Below are 18,390 nucleotides of genomic sequence, written 5' to 3'. Positions count from 1 at the left end.
TATAACACCTGTTTCTATAAGGATCAAATAAGGTTACTCACAATCACAAAGGATCTTAATAGTAACAATAATAAGATCTTTATATATAAAAAGAGATCTTATTTACTAATACAAACCTGATCTTTCAAAGGACCAATAGATCCATTCTTTTTTTGTCAGGTGTTTTAAATTTCTGTAGAATAACGTCAATTTTTTGATCCGAATAAATAGAGATAGATATGTTTTACACTGAAACTTATGATGTGATTGTGATCGGTGGTGGCCATGCGGGTACAGAAGCCGCGCTTGCACCAGCTCGAATGGGATTAAAAACCCTTTTATTAACGCATAATGTAGATACTTTAGGGCAAATGTCTTGTAACCCTGCAATTGGTGGGATCGGTAAAGGTCATTTAGTAAAAGAAGTAGATGCAATGGGCGGTTTAATGGCTCATGCTGCAGATAAAGCAGGGATCCAATTTCGTACTTTAAATAGCAGTAAAGGCCCAGCAGTGCGTGCTACTAGAGCTCAAGCTGACAGAGTTCTATATCGTCAAGCTGTTCGTACAGCATTAGAAAATCAACCCAATTTAGATATTTTTCAACAAGAAGCCACCGATATTCTAATTGAGCAAGATCGAGTTACAGGCGTTAGCACAAAAATGGGATTAATTTTTCGTGCTAAATCAGTGGTATTAACTGCAGGTACTTTCTTAGCAGGTAAAATTCATATTGGTTTGGAAAATTATGAAGGTGGTCGAGCTGGGGATCCTGCTTCTGTAAATCTTTCACATCGATTAAGAGATCTTGGATTACGTGTAGATCGCCTTAAAACGGGTACACCACCACGTATTGATGCCCGTACGATCAATTTTGATATTTTAGCTAAACAACATGGTGATGCTGTTTTACCCGTGTTTTCTTTTATGGGATCTGTTTCTGATCACCCTCAACAAATTCCTTGTTATATCACCCATACCAATGAACAAACCCATGAAGTGATCCGTAATAACTTGGATCGCAGTCCAATGTATACTGGTGTGATTGAAGGGATTGGCCCACGTTATTGCCCATCCATTGAAGATAAAGTAATGCGTTTTGCAGATCGTAATTCACATCAAATTTATTTGGAACCAGAAGGCTTAACCAGTAATGAAGTGTATCCAAACGGGATCTCGACCAGTTTACCGTTTGACGTGCAAATGGGCATTGTGAATTCCATGAAAGGTTTGGAAAAAGCGCGCATTGTGAAGCCAGGTTATGCGATTGAGTATGATTATTTTGATCCACGTGACTTAAAACCTACGTTAGAAACAAAAGCTATTTCAGGTTTATTCTTCGCAGGTCAAATTAACGGTACAACGGGTTATGAAGAAGCAGCGGCACAAGGCTTATTGGCGGGGATTAACGCAGGTCTTTATGTTCAAGAGAAGGATGCATGGTATCCACGCCGTGATCAATCTTATACAGGCGTATTGGTTGATGACCTTTGCACACTTGGTACCAAAGAACCATATCGCGTATTTACTTCTCGTGCAGAGTACCGTTTGTTATTACGTGAAGATAATGCAGACATTCGTTTAACGCCAATTGCCCATGAATTAGGTTTAATTGATGAGGCTCGTTGGGCTCGCTTTAATCAAAAAATGGAAAATATTGAACAGGAACGCCAACGCTTACGCAGTATTTGGTTGCATCCTCGTTCTGAATATTTAGAAGAAGCGAATAAAGTTCTTGGCAGCCCACTTGTGCGTGAAGCTAGCGGTGAAGATTTATTACGCCGTCCAGAAATGACCTACGATATTTTGACTTCTTTAACACCATACAAACCAGCAATGGAAGACAGAGAAGCCGTAGAACAAGTGGAAATAGCGATTAAATATCAAGGCTATATTGAGCATCAACAAGAAGAAATTGAAAAACAAAAACGCCACGAAAATACAGCTATCCCAGCTAACTTTGATTACAGCAAAGTATCTGGTTTATCTAATGAAGTGCGTGCGAAGTTGGAACAGCATCGTCCTGTTTCCATTGGCCAAGCGAGCCGAATTTCAGGTATCACCCCTGCAGCGATTTCAATTATTCTGGTGAATTTGAAAAAACAAGGAATGTTGAAACGTGGGGAATAAGATTTTCTGTGTTTGAAAGTAAAAGTGCGGTGAATTTTCACCGCATTTTTTATAGACTAATTTAAAAAAATATAATTAATGGGCAAGAGCCTGTTTCACCGCTGCATCCAATCCTGCTGTTGGACAGCCAAGCAATTTATCAAGAGTTTTTTTCTGAGAATAATGTATCTTATAAAGAATTTTTTGCTAATGTTGCCAGATTAAATCCATATAGTTTTGGTATTGCGTAAAATAGCTTCAGTTTCAATGTGCTGCTACAAGTAGATTACACATTAACAGAATTTGGAACAGAGGCTTCTAATAAGATGTTTGAGTTGGTGGATTGGTTAGAAACAAATTTACCTGAAATTTTAGATACAGTGAAAAAACATTAAGAATTATTACTAAACTTGCTTATGGAAATTTCTAAGGTAAAAAAATCGCACATTTAACAGTGCGATTTTTTCTTATATTAATTTAGGACATTCTGCCATTTTCTATGCCAATAACTTGATCACAAATTGCCATGGTGGATTGGCGATGACTCACGAGAATAATCAATTTTTCAGCTTTCACGTTCAACAATGATTTCAAAATCATCGCTTCGTTTAAGCTATCCAAATTACTGGTCGGTTCATCGAGTAAAATAATCGGTGCGTTGTGTAGGAATGCACGAGCAATACCGATACGCTGTTTTTCACCATCAGAGAGATTGCCGCCCAACTCCGTCATTTTTGTTTGATAACCTTGTGGCAAGCTTAAAATGAAATCATGAATTGAGGCTTTCTTCGCTGCTTCCATAATTTCTTCTAACGTTGCATCACGGCGCGCAAGGCGAATATTTTCCTCAATGGTTTCATTGAAAATATAGGTTTGCTGAGTAATGTAAGCCATATTGTTTCGCAAACTACGGGTGTTGATGTTAGGTAAAGTTTCACCGTTAATTTTAATGCTGCCTGATTTAGGATCATAAAAACGCATCAGCAATTTCAACAAGGTACTTTTACCGCTTCCGCTTCTGCCGTGAATACCTAAGATTTCACCTTTTTTCACAGATAAGCTGACATCCGATAAAATTTGTTCTTCACCGTAAGAGAAGTTTACATTCTCAACATCAATGCGAGAAACCTCCTTCAAATCTACCGCTCTTTCTACATCTTTTAACTCTGGTTCTTCTGCTAATAAACCTAATACTCGCTCACCTGAAGCCAAAGTTTGTAATAAGTTGCTTGAAAGGTTACTTAACGCAATAACTGGCCCGTAGCTTGACATCAATAAAATCACGCCGATTAAAAAGGCAGAAAAATCAATTTTATCTAAGCTAAATAAAATTAAGCCGGTAAATAGCATAATAATGTTGAAAACGGATACTGCCACTTCAGTATAAACACGGACTTTTGCTTCTTGGTCTTTAATGCGCTCAAAAGCTGTATCGATTTTTTGGCTGCGTTGTTGGATTTCTGCTAAGCGTTGTTTTGCATAACCAAAAAGCTGAATTTCTTTCATACCACGCACGCTGTCGAGGAAGAAGTCATTCATTTCGCCCACTAATTCACGATAGCGTCTGCCATCTTCACGCGCTAATTTAGTGGTGATAATCGGTAAAATAACACCCACTGTCAAATACGCAGCCAACGCCACAAGCACAAACCAACCTGAAAGATGCGCAAAGACCAACAATAAAATCACAGAGGTAAAGAACGCAATCATAATTGGCGCGATGGTATGCGCATAGAATACTTCGAGTAATTCTATATCGTTGGTCACCAATGACACTAATTGCCCCGCTTGTTTATCTTGCAACTTAACAAAAGCCAAACGGCGCAAGGAAGAAAACACTTTATCACGCAATAAAGCCAATAATTTAAAAGCAATATAGTGCCCAGACATTTGCTCTAAATAACGCAACGCGCCACGAGCCACCGCTAACACGATAAGTGCGGTCAAAATTCCAGAAAAACTTAAATGGGTGTCAAAGTTTAAGAGATTCACTAACCCCATCGCACCCAGCACCATAATAAAGATGGCAGCCAGGAAACCAAGCGTACCCATCGTGATGGTAAACGCCATAATATGTGCGAGTGGAGTCACTAATTTCAACAAATGCCCCATTACAACAAAACCATTTTTACGCATTTGCCACCTCTCTAATTTGTTCTAAATCTTTTTGTTGTTGGAACATTTCAGCATACGCACCTTGTTTTGCCATTAAGGTTTCGTGTGTGCCTTGCTCAATCAATTTACCTTGGTCAAGTACGTTAATACAGTCCGCATTTACCGCATTTGCCAAGCGGTGAGAAATCATCACAATGGTTTTTTGTTGTTTAAATTGTTGAATGAACTGCAAAATAATTTCTTCGCTTTCTACATCAATATTACTGGTCGCTTCATCAAAAATATAAAGCTCGGCATTGTGTAATAAAGCACGCGCTAAGGCTAAACGTTGAATCTGACCGCCCGATAAATTCGTACCACGGCTTAATAGCTGCATATCTAATCCGCCATTTTCGCGTACAAATTGGGCAAGATTCACTTGTTCTAAACACGCATAAATTTGTTCATCTGTGGCATCAATTTTCGCCATCGTCATATTTTCACGCAGTGTGCCTTTAAACACGTAGCTACTATGGCTCACCAACGATACTTTTTGATAGAAAGAAGTGAGGTCTATTTCTGAGGCGTTTTGTCCATTAAACAAAATTTCACCTTGTTGCGCTTTATTAAAGCCCATCAATAACGAAACTAAGGTTGATTTACCGCAACCACTTTTACCCACAAACACAGAAAGTTGGTTTGGTTGAATCGTTAACGTTAACCCCTGAATTGCCGGTTTTTCAGCAGAATACGCAAAATGTAGATCTTTAATTTCCACTTGAACGTTATTTTTGGCTTCAAAATCCATCGCACTTTGTTGGGTTTCCACTGGCGTATCAAGCAATGTGAAAATTTTATCTGAAGCCGCTTTACCATTCATCGCCACATGGAAGAATGAACCAAGCAAACGAAGCGGAATAAAGAACTCGGAGGAAAGTAGAATAAATAAAATCACGCCTAAGACGCTGAGTTGTGCATCTTGGAATTGCAATAATGCGGTTAAAATCCCAATTGCTGCGCCACCATAAGCGAGTAAATCCATAAGAGAAACCGAGTTAAGCTGCATGGTAAGTACTTTCATGGTGATTTTGCGGAAATGCTCTGCTTCTTCATCCATCGCTTTCGCTTTATAAGCATCATCTTGATAGATTTTTAGCGTAATTAAACCCTGTAGGTTATCTAAAAAGCTGCTGCCTAATCCCACATAGATGGACCAATATTTTGCTAAGAGTTTTTTCGCAATTTTATTTACCGCAATGATCGACATAGGGATAAGCGGCACGCAAATTAATAAAATAATGGCTGTTTTAAAGCTGAAAAAAATCAAGAAAACAAAGAGGGTAAGCGGTGCAAGCAAGCTATAAAAAAGCTGCGGCAAATAACGCCCAAAGTAGATTTCAAGCTGTTCTACACCTTCTGATGCCACTTGGATAATGCTTGAGGTGGATTGTTGGTTCACTTGGTTAAGCGGCATAGAAGCCAATTTACGGTAGATAAGGCTACGCAATTCATGCTTCACTTTTGTGCTGGCAAAATAAGATGCCTGCACTGATTTTTTACCCGCAAAAGCACGCAGTGCCAATGCCGCAATTAAAATCACACCTAAACCCACCGCACTTGACATCGTCAACTCTTTAAAATAAGCGGCCTGTAAAATATAAGAAAACACGACGGCACTAATAATCCCGCCAACTAATGCCACCCAATTCCACAACACTGTGACGCCAATCCATTTTTTACTATCGGCCACCGTGTTAATTAGGCGTTTATCTATCATCATAATGATTGCTCCTAAAATAAAAAGAAGTACGCATAGAATTATGCGTACTTTATATGTAGGGAATGGAAGTTAGTACAATCCATGCACTCAAATTATTTATGTGCGTGAATGGAAAACTATTCACACACCCTACAAATTAATTAGAATCGAATTTCTACAGAGGCAGAGAAGTTGCGACCTGGTGCATAGAAACGTTCAAGACCGACCCCGTTTCTATCAATATTATTTGTTGTGCTGTGTGCATTAATACCGCGCAACGCATCCCAAGTATGGTATTTTTTATCAAATAGGTTATATACCCCAGCTCTTAATATAATAGCTTCTTTGATTTTATAAAAACCGAATAAATCGACTAAATAGGTAGATTTATTAAGGTATTTATAGTTTTCAACAGATTGGTACAACTCTTTTTTTGAACACTGATCTTCACCAGTCCAATCATCATATTCCCACGCTACACAACGATCTTTAATTTCAAGTGTTTTGGCATCTTTTGCTTTTTTGCTCCCTAAATAGGTTAATCGGCTAAAAATGCCCCATTTACCATTTGGATCTTCATAATCTAACCCCAAAACAGCTTTTATTGGCTGAATAGAAAGTAGACTGGTAGAGTTCGATAACTTCCCTTTACTATAACCTAATGCAGCATGTAATTTAAAGCCTTGAGGAATAGGAAAAATAGTATCTAAATTCAAACTACCTTTTACTTCTACACCATGTACCCTTGCATTATCAACATTTACCATTTGTTGCACTGGAGTTTGATAAGTTCGTCCATATTGAGTCTGTTCAATAATACTTTCTTGCTCAAATAAGAAATCACGATACCGAGTTTGATATAAACTAACATCAAATATACCTTTTTCATTCTGTGCTTTAGCAAAAACTGTATGGTTGATACTGCGCTCAGACTTCAATCCGGGATTAGATTTCCATGTTCCATAAGCATTAGTAAAACTGAAATATAATTCAGTGGCAGTAGGAATACGATAACCTGTACTCAATTGATAGCCAAATTTCCAAGTATCTGTTGTTTGAGCATCTAAACCTAGAAAACCGCTCCAATTTGAAAAACTACTTTGTGCCGGTTCCCCTTCTGCTAAACAAGCCTTACTACAGGCCGCATTTAAAGCTTTAGGAGAAAGTTTAGCATAATCATAGCGAGTACCAACATTTGCAGAGAATGTTGGTCTCCAACCACTTTCAAAACGAGGATTCCATGTAATTTGATCTTTTAGTGAAGCACCGTATATTCTCGTTTTTACAGGTCTTTGAATGGTATACCAGTCGTCTAATCCAAATTCATTGGTATCATGGTTAATGTTTTTAAATTCTCGTTCACTTGCGTAGGTTCTAAAAGAGAAGACATGCTCGCCCCCCAAATTAAATGGCATGCTTTCTAATTCAGCAGAAATTCGTTTAAACACAGTTTTCATCCGACGATCATAAACTTCACTCAATTGTTTTTCATTTGTTAGCCAATCGCGTTGACCTTTATAGTTAACCGCTGCCAAATCTGTTTTTTGATAATCAAAATCTAATTTACTGAATGCTAAGTAATTAGATTCCGGCGTATAGAGATAATATGCATTGACATTAATACGTTTATTTTGATCATCCGCTTCACGCCAAGCACTTCCGTATGAAGTGTAGCTACGTTCATCGACATATCGGCTACCTTTTTGCCCATTAAGACCAACACCAACCTTATGATGTGGAGTAATTTGATAGCCCACCTTAGCTAAATAACTATGAAAACGGTGGGTAGCAGGATCTGGATGTTGACTTCTTGTGTAATTAAATTCAGGTCCCTCCCCCCTACTCTTAATTTCATGACCTGTACGTTGTGAGTACATCAAAACAGCATCCACCTTATCGCCAACATACCCAAGACCTAGAGTTCTGACCCACTCACTATTTTTGCTGGCATATCCACCACGTAATAAGGCACCAAATTTATTATTGGATTTAACAATATCTTGTGCATCTAAAGTATGGTAATTAACACTGCCACCTAAAGCACCACTACCAGAATTAAGAGCATCTGAGCCCCGAACAATATCAATATCTCTAACTAACTCTGAATCAATACTCAAACGAGAAGGATTAAAATTGCCATAACGCGAATAAAGTGAGTTTTCCTCACTATCAGGCAAATTCACACCATCTACACTAATACCAACTCGATTACCTTCTACTCCACGAATAGAAAAACCCTTTAGGAACCGCCCGTTGTCACTGATCCCTACATCAGTCGTATATCTCACTAAATCTCGAGTATCTCGAATCATTTCTTGTTGGATAGTTTTTGCATTCGTGCGGATAACATTTGACTGTGTTTTATGTTCAGACGATATTTCATCCGTAATCTTAATTTCAGACAATTGCTCCTCAGCCAAAGCATAACTCGTAACAGACATGCCTGTAGTAATCAGCAACAGAGCATAAGGGGTTAATTTATGTTGTTTCATTTATGATTTCCTTAAGTTATATAAATGATAATTATTATAAATAATGAATTTTTTATTTTGTATATGTTTTTGATAATTATTTTTATTTTGTGATTGAGATCAAAAAATTAAGTTGAACTTTTATTTTGCTAATCATTATCACAGTACAATCAAAATGACTTTTTTTCCTAACAGTGATAGGATAATTGGTAATTTTATTATGTAAATTGAATCAATTATGACCCAATCTCGAATTGTAAAAATCGCAACGCGTCAAAGTCCTTTAGCTTTATGGCAAGCAAATTTTGTGAAAGAGCGCTTAGAGCAATTTCATTCCCATTTAACAGTTGAACTTGTGCCTATGGTGACAAAAGGTGATGTGATTTTAGATTCACCTTTAGCAAAAATTGGGGGAAAAGGTTTATTTGTGAAAGAACTAGAGCATGCATTATTGGAGAAGCGAGCAGATATTGCTGTACATTCAATGAAAGATGTACCAATGACTTTTCCTGAAGGTTTGGGCTTAAGTGTGATTTGTAAACGCGAAGATCCTCGAGATGCTTTTGTTTCAAATTCTTACTGTTCTTTATCTGAATTACCACAGGGCTCGATTGTAGGAACATCTAGCTTACGTCGTCAATGCCAGTTAAAACAGCTTCGACCAGATTTAGATATTCGTTCTTTACGTGGAAATGTGGGTACGCGTTTGAGTAAACTTGATGCTGGTGAATACGATGCCATTATTTTGGCTTCTGCAGGTTTAATTCGTTTAGGTTTAGCATCTAGAATTGCTTCTTTTATTGAAGTAGAACAGTCATTGCCGGCTGCAGGACAAGGTGCCGTAGGAATAGAATGCCGAACGGATGATATAGTCGTGAAAGATTTATTAGCACCGCTAGCTGATGAAGAAACAACAGCATGTGTTTTGGCTGAACGTGCGATGAATACTGCATTACAAGGTGGATGTCAGGTACCAATTGGAGGGTATGCTGTGTTACAGGGAGATGAAATTTATTTACGTGCATTAGTGGGTGATGTGGATGGTTCGTTGATTCTTCGAGCAGAAGGCAAAAGTACGGTAGAAAATGCAGAAGAATTAGGCCGTACTTTGGCTAAACAGTTATTAACGCAAGGTGCTGATAAAATTTTAGCAAGAATTTATGCATAATAGGGGGAAGTAATGGCTGTCTTAGTGACTCGCCCTGACGAACGTGGTAGACAATTGGTTGATATGTTAAGTCAATCAGGTATGACGGCACTGCATTTGCCTTTATTTACTCTAGAAGAAGGCTATGAGCTTGTTAATTTACCCACTAGGTTAAATCAACTTAATGCTGGTGATTATGTGTTTTTGGTTTCTAAAAGTGCGGTAGATTTTGCGGATAAAATATTAAAAAAAACAAATAATATTTGGAGAAAAGATTTACATTTCTTTACAGTTGGAGAACGAACCGCACAGTATTTTTCTTGTCAAAGCGAGCGCAATGTGCGTTACCCTATTCGTTCTGAAAGTAGTGAAGGCTTGTTAGAGTTACCCGAAATGCAATTTTTGCAAGGTAAACAGATTTTAATATTACGAGCTAATAGTGGTCGAGATTTTTTTCGCAAACAAGCAGAATTACGTGGAGCACTGGTAAGCTATGTTGAATGTTATCGTCGGGAGCCTCTTCTTTATGATGCAGAAGAAAAAATAAATATTTGTAAGCGTTTAGGTGTAAATACTATTGTGGCGACAAGTTTAGACATCATTCAATCCCTATTAACATTTGTGCCTGAAAATGATCAGGCATGGTTAAAACAATGCACACTGATTACTGTAAGCCAACGTATTGCTAATTTTACGAAAGAAGCTGGTTGGGCTAATGTCGTCATTTCTCCTAAAGCAGATAACACAAGTTTATTAAATACCTTACTTAAGACTCATTAAGGAATTGATATGGCAAAGAATCAATCAAATGATATCACTGAACAAGTCAGCGATACCCCTGAAATAGTAGTAGAAAAAACGGAAGCGGAACAATCTGCTGAACAGCCTGTTCTTCAACAAACGATAGTTAAAAAAAATGGTACAGCATTAAGTTTGTTAGCTATTTTAATTGCGCTTGGTGTTGGCGGTGCTGGTTATTATATTGGCCAACAACAAGTTACAGACTTTCAGAAAAAGTTAATTGTTCTTGAAAACCAAGTCGGAGAGTCAGCCTCTCGTGTTACTTCAAATGAGAAAAATGAGCAAGTAAGCCAATTGGAAAGTGGTTTAAAAGCCATGCAGGAAAAGGTAATTCAATTAGAAGAATTTAATAAAAGTAAAACGGAAGAAATTACTACTTTACAGGCTCAAATAAAACAAGTGAGTCAACTTGCAAGTGCACAACAACCAAATGATTGGTTATTCTCTGAAGTCGATTTTTTATTGAATAACGCACTACGTAAACTTATTTTAGATAATGACGTTGATACAGCTATTTCTTTATTGAAATTAGCTGATGAAACGCTAGTTAAAATTAATAATGCTCAAGCTAATTCTGTTCGTAATGCGATTAACCAAGATTTGAAGAAATTACTTTCTCTTTCTAGTGTAGATCAAAATTCAGTGATGCAAAAACTTTCACAGCTTGCCAACACAGTTGATGAGTTGCAAGTGCTTAATGTAAATTTTGATGACACCCCTGAAAATAATAATAAATTATCCGATAGTATCGAGGATTGGCAACAAAATGTTGAAAAAAGTGCTACTTCTTTCTTAAATCATTTTATTCGTATTTCGCCAAAACAAAGCGCAAATAAGAAAGAATTATTAGCACCGAATCAAGATATTTATCTTCGTGAAAATATTCGTTTACGTTTACAACTTGCTATTATGGCTGTACCTCGTCAACAGGATGAGCTTTATAAACAATCTTTAGATGCTGTGTCGTCTTGGGTTCGTAGCTATTTTGATACAAATTCTGAAACTACGCAGAATTTCTTAAAATCTGTGGATGAATTGTCAGAACTGTCTATTTATGTGGATGTTCCAGAACAATTGGCAAGTTTAACATTGCTTGATAAATATCTTAATCGCTTACCATTAGATGTACAAAAAGTAGAAATTGAGACAGATAAAGCGGTTGAAAGTATGCCGAAAGTAGAGGATACAATGCAAAAATCTGAAGATAAACCGGCAAAAGCCGAGCATCAACAATAAGGAGAGCCTATGTTTAGAGTGCTTTTTCTAATGATAGCGCTGCTTGCAGGACTTGTGGCTGGACCTTATCTTTCTGGTCAGCAAGGTTATGTCCGTATTGAAACGGCTAACAATATTATTGAAATGTCTATTACAACGCTAGTCATCTTTTTTGTTATCGCGTTAGCAATCATCTATGGATTGGAGTGGATTATTACCCGATTTTTACGTTTAAGTAGAGGATCTTACAACTGGTTTTCACGCCGTAAACGTGTTAGAGCACAAAAACAAACCCTTGAAGGTTTGGTTAAAATGAATGAGGGAGATTATGCAAAAGCAGAAAAATTGATTGGTAAAAATGCCAAACACTCTGCTGAGCCAGTATTAAATCTAATCAAAGCAGCTGAAGCTGCACAACAACGTGGTGATGAATTTAGTGCAAATCGTTATTTAATTGAGGCAACAGAGTTAGCGGGTTCTGATAATTTATTGGTTGAAATCGCTCGGACACGGATTTTATTACAACAAAATAAATTACCAGCAGCGCGTAGTTCAGTAGATAGCCTGCTTGAAATGTCTAACCGTAATAAAGAAGTATTAAAACTTGCTGTGGATATTTATTTGCGCTCTAAAGCTTATCAAGCGCTTGATGAGATTTTAGACAGTGTAGAAAATAGTGGTTTATTTAGCACAGAAGAGTTTCAAGAACTTCGTACGCAAACAGAAAATGGCCTACTTGATGAAAAGATGAATGAGGAAGGCGTTGATGGATTACTTGCATGGTGGGATGAGCTACCTCGTCGTCGCCGTAATAATGTTGATTTAAAAGTAGGCTTAATTCAACGTTTAATTGATTGTAATGATCATGAGTCTGCAGCAGAATTTACCCTTGAAATCTTGAAAAAAATTGGTGACAACACACCAATTGGTAAAGCGCTTTGCACTCAAATTACACGTTTACAGCCGGAAGATAACAGCAAGTTAATTAAACTTGTAGCAAAACGAGCTAAACATGCTGGTGATGTAGAAAAATGTTGTATTAATCGAGCGTTGGGCTATTTATATGTTCGTAATAACGAATTTTCCCAAGCTGCTGAAGTTTTTAAAAAGGTGATTGCTTGTCCTAATCAATTAGAATCAAATGATTTGATGATGGCTTCTTACGTTTTTGAACAGTCTGGTGATAAAGTCCTAGCAGAACAAGTACGACAAGATAGTTTAAAATCCGTAATGGCTATAGACAATATTCCTCTTGAAAAAAATGAGGAAAATATGCTAAAAAAAGGAAATTAGCTTTCAAAAGCAAATTATAATAGATAAAACGCGCTTCAATGAAGTGCGTTTTATTATGTTTTATATCTTTATAGATTTTTAAGTCTGTTAGAATATAAAACAAGGCAAAGCGCAATAACCATAACAAGAATTGAACCAGCAAATAATAAGGTATCAACTGAGCTTTCATGATTTACAATAATGAGTCTTAACATTGCTGTAATCCCTGCGTATATAAAATAGCGCAATGGAAAATGATAGCCACTTTTAAAATATTGAACTATTAATCCTATAAACCCGAAATATAAGAAAAACATTACAGCTTGTTCAGCTACATCATAGGGTACAAAGCTTGATGTATTTAAAACCATCATTGCTAAGGTATAAGTTATTTTACCCAAAGCAATAATTAGTACAATTGCTAATGCAATTAATGCAGAACTTAACACTATTTTTAGGACTCCAGTTATCATTTTCGGGAGCTTTTCTAATTCCAAAGATTCTTCCATTTTTCTTCCTTAAGGATAAAATTTAAAAAGGCGTATATTTTAATCTAATATAGAAAAGTTGGTCAAAGCTATTTAGGAAAATAATATAGTATAGAGTGGCTATAATAAGTGAATAGAGTAGTCAACAGTTGATATAGAAAGGTATGTTTAAAGGATATATTATTAGATATAAAAAGTGCGGTGAAAATTCACCGCACTTTTTTATTACCGTCTTGTTTTCAAGAGTTTTTCAGTCAATTCATAAGCTCGAAGTTTTGCTAACTCTTTAGAAAGTTTCGCAACCAGTAAATCATGATCTACATCTGATGCATGAGATACAATGTTCTCTTCAGCTTTACGTTTTGCTTCGCGAATACGCTCAGCATCTAATTCACTACCACGGATAGCAACATCTGCTAGTACCGTAACAATATTTGGTTGAACCTCTAAAAAACCACCGGAAACATAGATAACTTCTTCATTTCCATCTTGAAGGGTAAATTTAACAATCCCTGGTTTAATTGCCGTTAGCAATGGTGTGTGTCCAGGGAGAATTCCTAATTCTCCCTCAACACCTGTTGCTTGGATCTGTTTCACTTCACCTTCAAAGATTTTTCGCTCTGCGCTTACTATTGTTAAATTAAATGTCGCCATTTTTGTTCTCCTTCAAATGACTTGAAGTGATTACATATTTTTGGCTTTTTCTAGCGCTTCGTCGATTGAACCTACCATATAGAACGCTTGTTCTGGGATATGGTCGTAATCACCGCTTAAAATACCTTTAAAGCCGCGAATGGTTTCTTTTAATGGAACATATTTACCCGGAGTACCGTTAAATACTTCAGCAACGAAGAACGGCTGTGATAAGAAACGTTCAATTTTACGTGCACGTGCCACCACTAATTTATCTTCTTCAGATAATTCGTCCATACCAAGAATTGCGATAATATCTTTCAATTCTTTATAACGTTGTAAAATACCTTGTACACCACGAGCAATATCATAATGTTCTTGACCAACAACAAGTGGGTCTAACTGACGTGAAGTTGAATCTAATGGATCAACAGCTGGGTAGATACCTAAAGACGCAATTTGACGACTTAATACAACGGTTGAGTCTAAGTGTGCGAAAGTTGTTGCTGGAGATGGGTCAGTTAAGTCATCCGCAGGTACGTATACCGCTTGTACAGAGGTAATAGAACCTGTTTTAGTTGAAGTAATACGTTCTTGTAATACACCCATTTCTTCAGCTAAGGTTGGTTGATAACCTACCGCTGATGGCATACGACCTAATAACGCAGATACTTCCGTACCAGCAAGGGTATAACGATAGATATTATCCACGAAGAATAATACATCACGACCTTCATCACGGAATTTTTCTGCCATGGTTAAACCAGTTAACGCAACACGTAAACGGTTACCTGGTGGCTCATTCATCTGACCATAAACCAAAGATACTTTATCTAATACGTTAGAATCTTTCATTTCATGATAGAAGTCATTACCTTCACGAGTACGTTCACCTACACCCGCAAATACAGAGTAACCAGAGTGCTCGATCGCGATGTTACGGATTAATTCCATCATGTTAACGGTTTTACCTACACCCGCACCACCGAATAGACCAACTTTACCACCTTTAGCAAATGGACAAATTAAGTCGATAACTTTGATACCAGTTTCTAATAATTCCGTACTGTTTGATTGTTCTTCATAGCTTGGCGCAGAACGGTGGATAGCCCAACGCTCTTCTTCACCGATTGGACCTTGTTCGTCAATTGGTTCACCCAATACATTCATAATACGACCAAGGGTTTTTGTGCCTACCGGTACTTGAATCGGCTCATTCGTGTTTTCTACTTTTAAACCACGTTTTAAACCATCAGAAGCACCTAATGCGATACAACGTACCACACCGCCACCTAATTGTTGTTGCACCTCAAGTGTTAAACCTGATTCAACTTTTAATGCATCGTAAACTTTTGGCACTGCATCTTGTGGAAATTCAACGTCAATCACCGCACCGATGATTTGTACAATTTTTCCTGCTGACATTACCGTTCCTCTTTTCTTAAATCGCTGCCGCACCGGCTACGATTTCATTCAATTCATTTGTGATACTTGCTTGACGAGCTTTGTTATACACCAACCGCAGATCATTAATTAAATTACCTGCATTATCAGTTGCTGCTTTCATTGCTACCATTCGAGCCGCTTGTTCTGAAGCTAAATTATCTACAACCGCTTGATAAATTTGGGATTCTAAATAACGAACTAAAAGACTATCTAATAGTACTTTTGGTTCTGGTTCATAAAGATAATCCCAAGTCTGTTGTCTTTCATTTAAATGATCGTCTTTAGATTCTGGTAAAGGAACTAATTGTTGTACAACAGGTTTTTGAGACATCGTATTAACAAATTTATTGTATGCAATATAAACTGCATCAATTTCACCATTACGATAAGCATCAAACATTGTATTTGCGACACCAATTAATTCTTCTAGAGCGGGTGTATCGCCTAAACCAGAAAGTTGACCTTTGATATTAATAAATCCAAAGGAACGGAAAAAACTAATCCCTTTTGAACCTATCAGGCCCAAATCTGTAGAGATATTTTGTTCTTTCCAATTTTTGATTTGGTTAAGTGTGGTTTTGAATAAATTAACATTTAATCCACCACACATACCACGATCTGTTGAAATAACCAAGATACCGATTTTCTTCACTTCACGCTCAACTAAGAACGGATGTTTATAACCGACACTTGCTTTAGACACATGACTAATAACGTTACGGATAGTTTCAGAATACGGACGAGATGCAGCCATACGATCCTGCGTTTTACGCATTTTCGAGGTCGCCACCATTTCCATTGCCTTAGTAATTTTTTGTGTACTTTGTACACTGGCAATTTTGGTTTTTATCTCTTTTGCACCTGCCATCTTATCTCTCCGTTACTACCAAGCACTATTCGCTTTAAAACTATCTAAAATACCTTTTAATGTATCTTTGATTTCGTCATTATAGTTACCGGTTTTAGTAAGCTCTTGCATAAACTCAGCGTGATTACGGTTAGAATAATCTAAAAGTGCGGTCTCAAAACTTGCAATTTTTGATAATTCCACGTCATCCAAATAACCAAATTCAACAGCAAACAATACAACCGCTTGTTCTGCAACAGATAATGGAGCAAATTGTTTTTGTTTTAATAATTCAGTTACTTTTTCACCGTGAGAAAGTTGCTTACGAGTCGCATCATCAAGATCTGATGCAAATTGTGCAAACGCTGCTAATTCACGATATTGAGCTAGCGCGGTACGAATACCACCCGCTAATTTCTTAATAACTTTAGTTTGCGCTGAACCACCCACACGAGATACCGAAATACCAGGGTTTACCGCAGGACGAATACCTGAGTTAAACAAGTTAGATTCTAAGAAAATCTGACCATCAGTAATAGAAATTACGTTGGTTGGAACAAACGCAGATACGTCACCAGCTTGGGTTTCAATAATAGGAAGTGCGGTTAAAGAACCTGTTTTTCCTTTCACTTCACCTTTAGTGAATTTTTCTACGTAATCTTCGTTTACACGAGAAGCACGTTCTAGTAAACGAGAATGTAAATAGAACACATCACCTGGATAGGCTTCACGACCTGGTGGACGACGTAATAATAATGAAATTTGACGATAAGCTACGGCTTGTTTTGATAAATCATCATAAACAATTAACGCATCTTCGCCGCGATCACGGAAATATTCACCCATCGCACAACCAGCATAAGGTGCTAAATATTGTAACGCAGCTGATTCAGATGCGGATGCTGCTACCACGATAGTATTTGCAAGCGCACCATGTTCTTCTAATTTACGCACGACGTTTGCAATAGTAGAGGCTTTTTGACCAATCGCAACATAGATACATTTAATACCTGAATTACGTTGGTTAATAATAGCGTCAATTGCTAACGCAGTTTTACCCGTTTGGCGGTCACCGATGATTAATTCACGTTGACCACGGCCGATTGGTACCATTGAGTCAACAGCTTTATAACCGGTTTGAACTGGTTGATCAACAGAACGACGATCGATAACGCCTGGCGCAATCACTTCTACTGGTGAGAAACCATCATTTTCAATTTCGCCTTTACCATCGATTGGTTGACCAAGCGTATTAACTACACGACCTAATAAACCACGACCAACTGGTACTTCAAGAATACGACCTGTACATTGAACTTCCATACCTTCCGCTAAATCTGCGTAAGGTCCCATAACTACAGCACCAACAGAATCGCGTTCAAGGTTAAGTGCCATCGCATAACGATTACCTGGTAAGGCGATCATTTCACCTTGCATCACATCGCTTAAACCGTGGATGCGAATAATACCATCGCTTACAGAAACAATTGTCCCTGTATTACGCGCTTCACTGACCACGTCGAATTGAGCGATGCGTTTTTTAATCAATTCACTAATTTCAGTTGAATTTAGTTGCATCTTGTATTCCTCTTATAATTGCAACTCGTTTGCGAGACGAGTAAGTTGCCCACGGCTACTTCCGTCAATCACAAAGTCTTCAGTACGAATAATCACACCAGCAATAAGTGCGTTATCCACGTTGCAATTTAATTTTACTTTGCGAGCTAATCTTTTTTCCATTGCAGCTGCAATTTTTTCGATTTGTGTTGCATTCAATGGTTGCGCAGATGTTACTTCAACTTCTGCTATAGCTTGGTGCTCCTCTACGTGATGTTTAAATTCTTCAAACACCGCAGAAATAGCACTCAAACGCTTATTTTCAGCCATTAACCGAATAAGATTTTGCCCATATTGATCCAATTGTTCGCCACAAATAGAAATTACTGTATCAGCTAATTTCTGTGCAGAAAGAGAACTACTTAAGTAAGCTTTTACCGTTTCATCTTCAGCTACGGCTGCAGCAAAACCTAACATTTCAGTCCATTTTTCGACCGCACTTTGTTCAATGGCAAAGTCGAATGCAGCTTTTGCATAAGGGCGAGCTATTGTAGTTAATTCTGACATAAGCTA

Annotated in this window: 14 protein-coding genes and 1 pseudogene; 6 read left to right on the top strand and 9 right to left on the bottom strand. The window is 37.5% G+C overall.

All coding sequences use genetic code 11. The annotated features are described in order from the left end of the window. Positions 1–218: 218 nt before the first annotated feature. Together mnmG and KP710_RS07625 are read left to right on the top strand one after the other, a co-directional pair. Entirely contained in the window at positions 219–2,108 is a 1,890-nt protein-coding gene (mnmG, locus tag KP710_RS07630; protein ID WP_215771046.1) for a tRNA uridine-5-carboxymethylaminomethyl(34) synthesis enzyme MnmG, read from the top strand. A gap of 257 nt (positions 2,109–2,365) precedes the next feature. Then, positions 2,366–2,482: pseudogene (locus tag KP710_RS07625) on the top strand (winged helix-turn-helix transcriptional regulator); the annotation flags it as partial. A gap of 82 nt (positions 2,483–2,564) precedes the next feature. Here the strand turns inward: KP710_RS07625 and cydC are convergent. The 3 genes from cydC to KP710_RS07610 all read right to left on the bottom strand — a co-directional run bounded on the left by cydC (position 2,565) and on the right by KP710_RS07610 (position 8,381). Continuing rightward, entirely contained in the window at positions 2,565–4,223 is a 1,659-nt protein-coding gene (gene cydC / locus KP710_RS07620) for a thiol reductant ABC exporter subunit CydC (RefSeq protein WP_215771045.1), read from the bottom strand. Further along, positions 4,216–5,961 carry an ABC transporter ATP-binding protein/permease gene (locus KP710_RS07615; protein WP_215771044.1) on the bottom strand — a complete coding sequence of 582 codons (1,746 nt, stop codon included), beginning with the start codon at positions 5,959–5,961 and terminating at the stop codon, positions 4,216–4,218. The genes cydC and KP710_RS07615 overlap by 8 nt, the downstream gene beginning before the upstream one ends. Before the next feature lie 140 nt (positions 5,962–6,101). Then, positions 6,102–8,381 carry a TonB-dependent hemoglobin/transferrin/lactoferrin family receptor gene (locus KP710_RS07610; RefSeq protein ID WP_279386095.1) on the bottom strand — a complete coding sequence of 760 codons (2,280 nt, stop codon included), beginning with the start codon at positions 8,379–8,381 and terminating at the stop codon, positions 6,102–6,104. Between the two features lie 268 nt (positions 8,382–8,649). Between KP710_RS07610 and hemC the strand changes: the two genes are divergently transcribed. From hemC to KP710_RS07590, 4 genes are read left to right on the top strand one after another with little or no spacing between them, the layout of a single operon-like run. Further along, a complete protein-coding gene (gene hemC / locus KP710_RS07605; RefSeq protein WP_048953138.1) occupies positions 8,650–9,579 on the top strand; it encodes a hydroxymethylbilane synthase in 930 nt (309 codons plus the stop codon). A 12-nt stretch (positions 9,580–9,591) separates the two neighbouring features. Then, positions 9,592–10,338: a uroporphyrinogen-III synthase gene (locus KP710_RS07600; RefSeq protein WP_111407835.1), complete on the top strand. Its 747-nt coding sequence runs from the start codon at positions 9,592–9,594 to the stop codon at positions 10,336–10,338. A gap of 9 nt (positions 10,339–10,347) precedes the next feature. Beyond that, a complete protein-coding gene (locus tag KP710_RS07595) occupies positions 10,348–11,595 on the top strand; it encodes a uroporphyrinogen-III C-methyltransferase (RefSeq protein WP_048953136.1) in 1,248 nt (415 codons plus the stop codon). A 9-nt stretch (positions 11,596–11,604) separates the two neighbouring features. Beyond that, positions 11,605–12,867, top strand: a complete 1,263-nt coding sequence (locus KP710_RS07590) for a heme biosynthesis protein HemY (protein WP_048953135.1) — start codon at positions 11,605–11,607, stop codon at positions 12,865–12,867. Positions 12,868–12,935: 68 nt separating this feature from the next. Here KP710_RS07590 and psiE read toward each other — a convergent pair whose 3' ends face one another. The 6 genes from psiE to atpH all read right to left on the bottom strand — a co-directional run bounded on the left by psiE (position 12,936) and on the right by atpH (position 18,384). After that, positions 12,936–13,355 carry a phosphate-starvation-inducible protein PsiE gene (gene psiE / locus KP710_RS07585; RefSeq protein WP_048953134.1) on the bottom strand — a complete coding sequence of 140 codons (420 nt, stop codon included), beginning with the start codon at positions 13,353–13,355 and terminating at the stop codon, positions 12,936–12,938. A 204-nt stretch (positions 13,356–13,559) separates the two neighbouring features. Continuing rightward, positions 13,560–13,988, bottom strand: a complete 429-nt coding sequence (locus KP710_RS07580) for a F0F1 ATP synthase subunit epsilon (protein WP_048953133.1) — start codon at positions 13,986–13,988, stop codon at positions 13,560–13,562. Positions 13,989–14,018: 30 nt separating this feature from the next. Next, a complete protein-coding gene (gene atpD, locus KP710_RS07575; protein ID WP_048953132.1) occupies positions 14,019–15,392 on the bottom strand; it encodes a F0F1 ATP synthase subunit beta in 1,374 nt (457 codons plus the stop codon). Positions 15,393–15,408: 16 nt separating this feature from the next. After that, entirely contained in the window at positions 15,409–16,281 is an 873-nt protein-coding gene (atpG, locus tag KP710_RS07570) for a F0F1 ATP synthase subunit gamma (protein ID WP_048953131.1), read from the bottom strand. A 15-nt stretch (positions 16,282–16,296) separates the two neighbouring features. Beyond that, entirely contained in the window at positions 16,297–17,838 is a 1,542-nt protein-coding gene (atpA, locus tag KP710_RS07565) for a F0F1 ATP synthase subunit alpha (protein WP_005629241.1), read from the bottom strand. 12 nt (positions 17,839–17,850) lie between these two features. Beyond that, positions 17,851–18,384, bottom strand: coding sequence for a F0F1 ATP synthase subunit delta (gene atpH, locus KP710_RS07560; protein ID WP_111407834.1), 534 nt, complete (start codon positions 18,382–18,384; stop codon positions 17,851–17,853). Between the last annotated feature and the right edge of the window lie 6 nt (positions 18,385–18,390).

It is taken from the genome of Haemophilus sp. SZY H35, assembly GCF_018829705.1.
In the GTDB taxonomy this organism is placed as follows: domain Bacteria; phylum Pseudomonadota; class Gammaproteobacteria; order Enterobacterales; family Pasteurellaceae; genus Haemophilus; species Haemophilus haemolyticus_K.
Note: the sequence above shows the minus strand (reverse complement) of the source record. Positions and strands in the feature narration are given on the sequence as shown.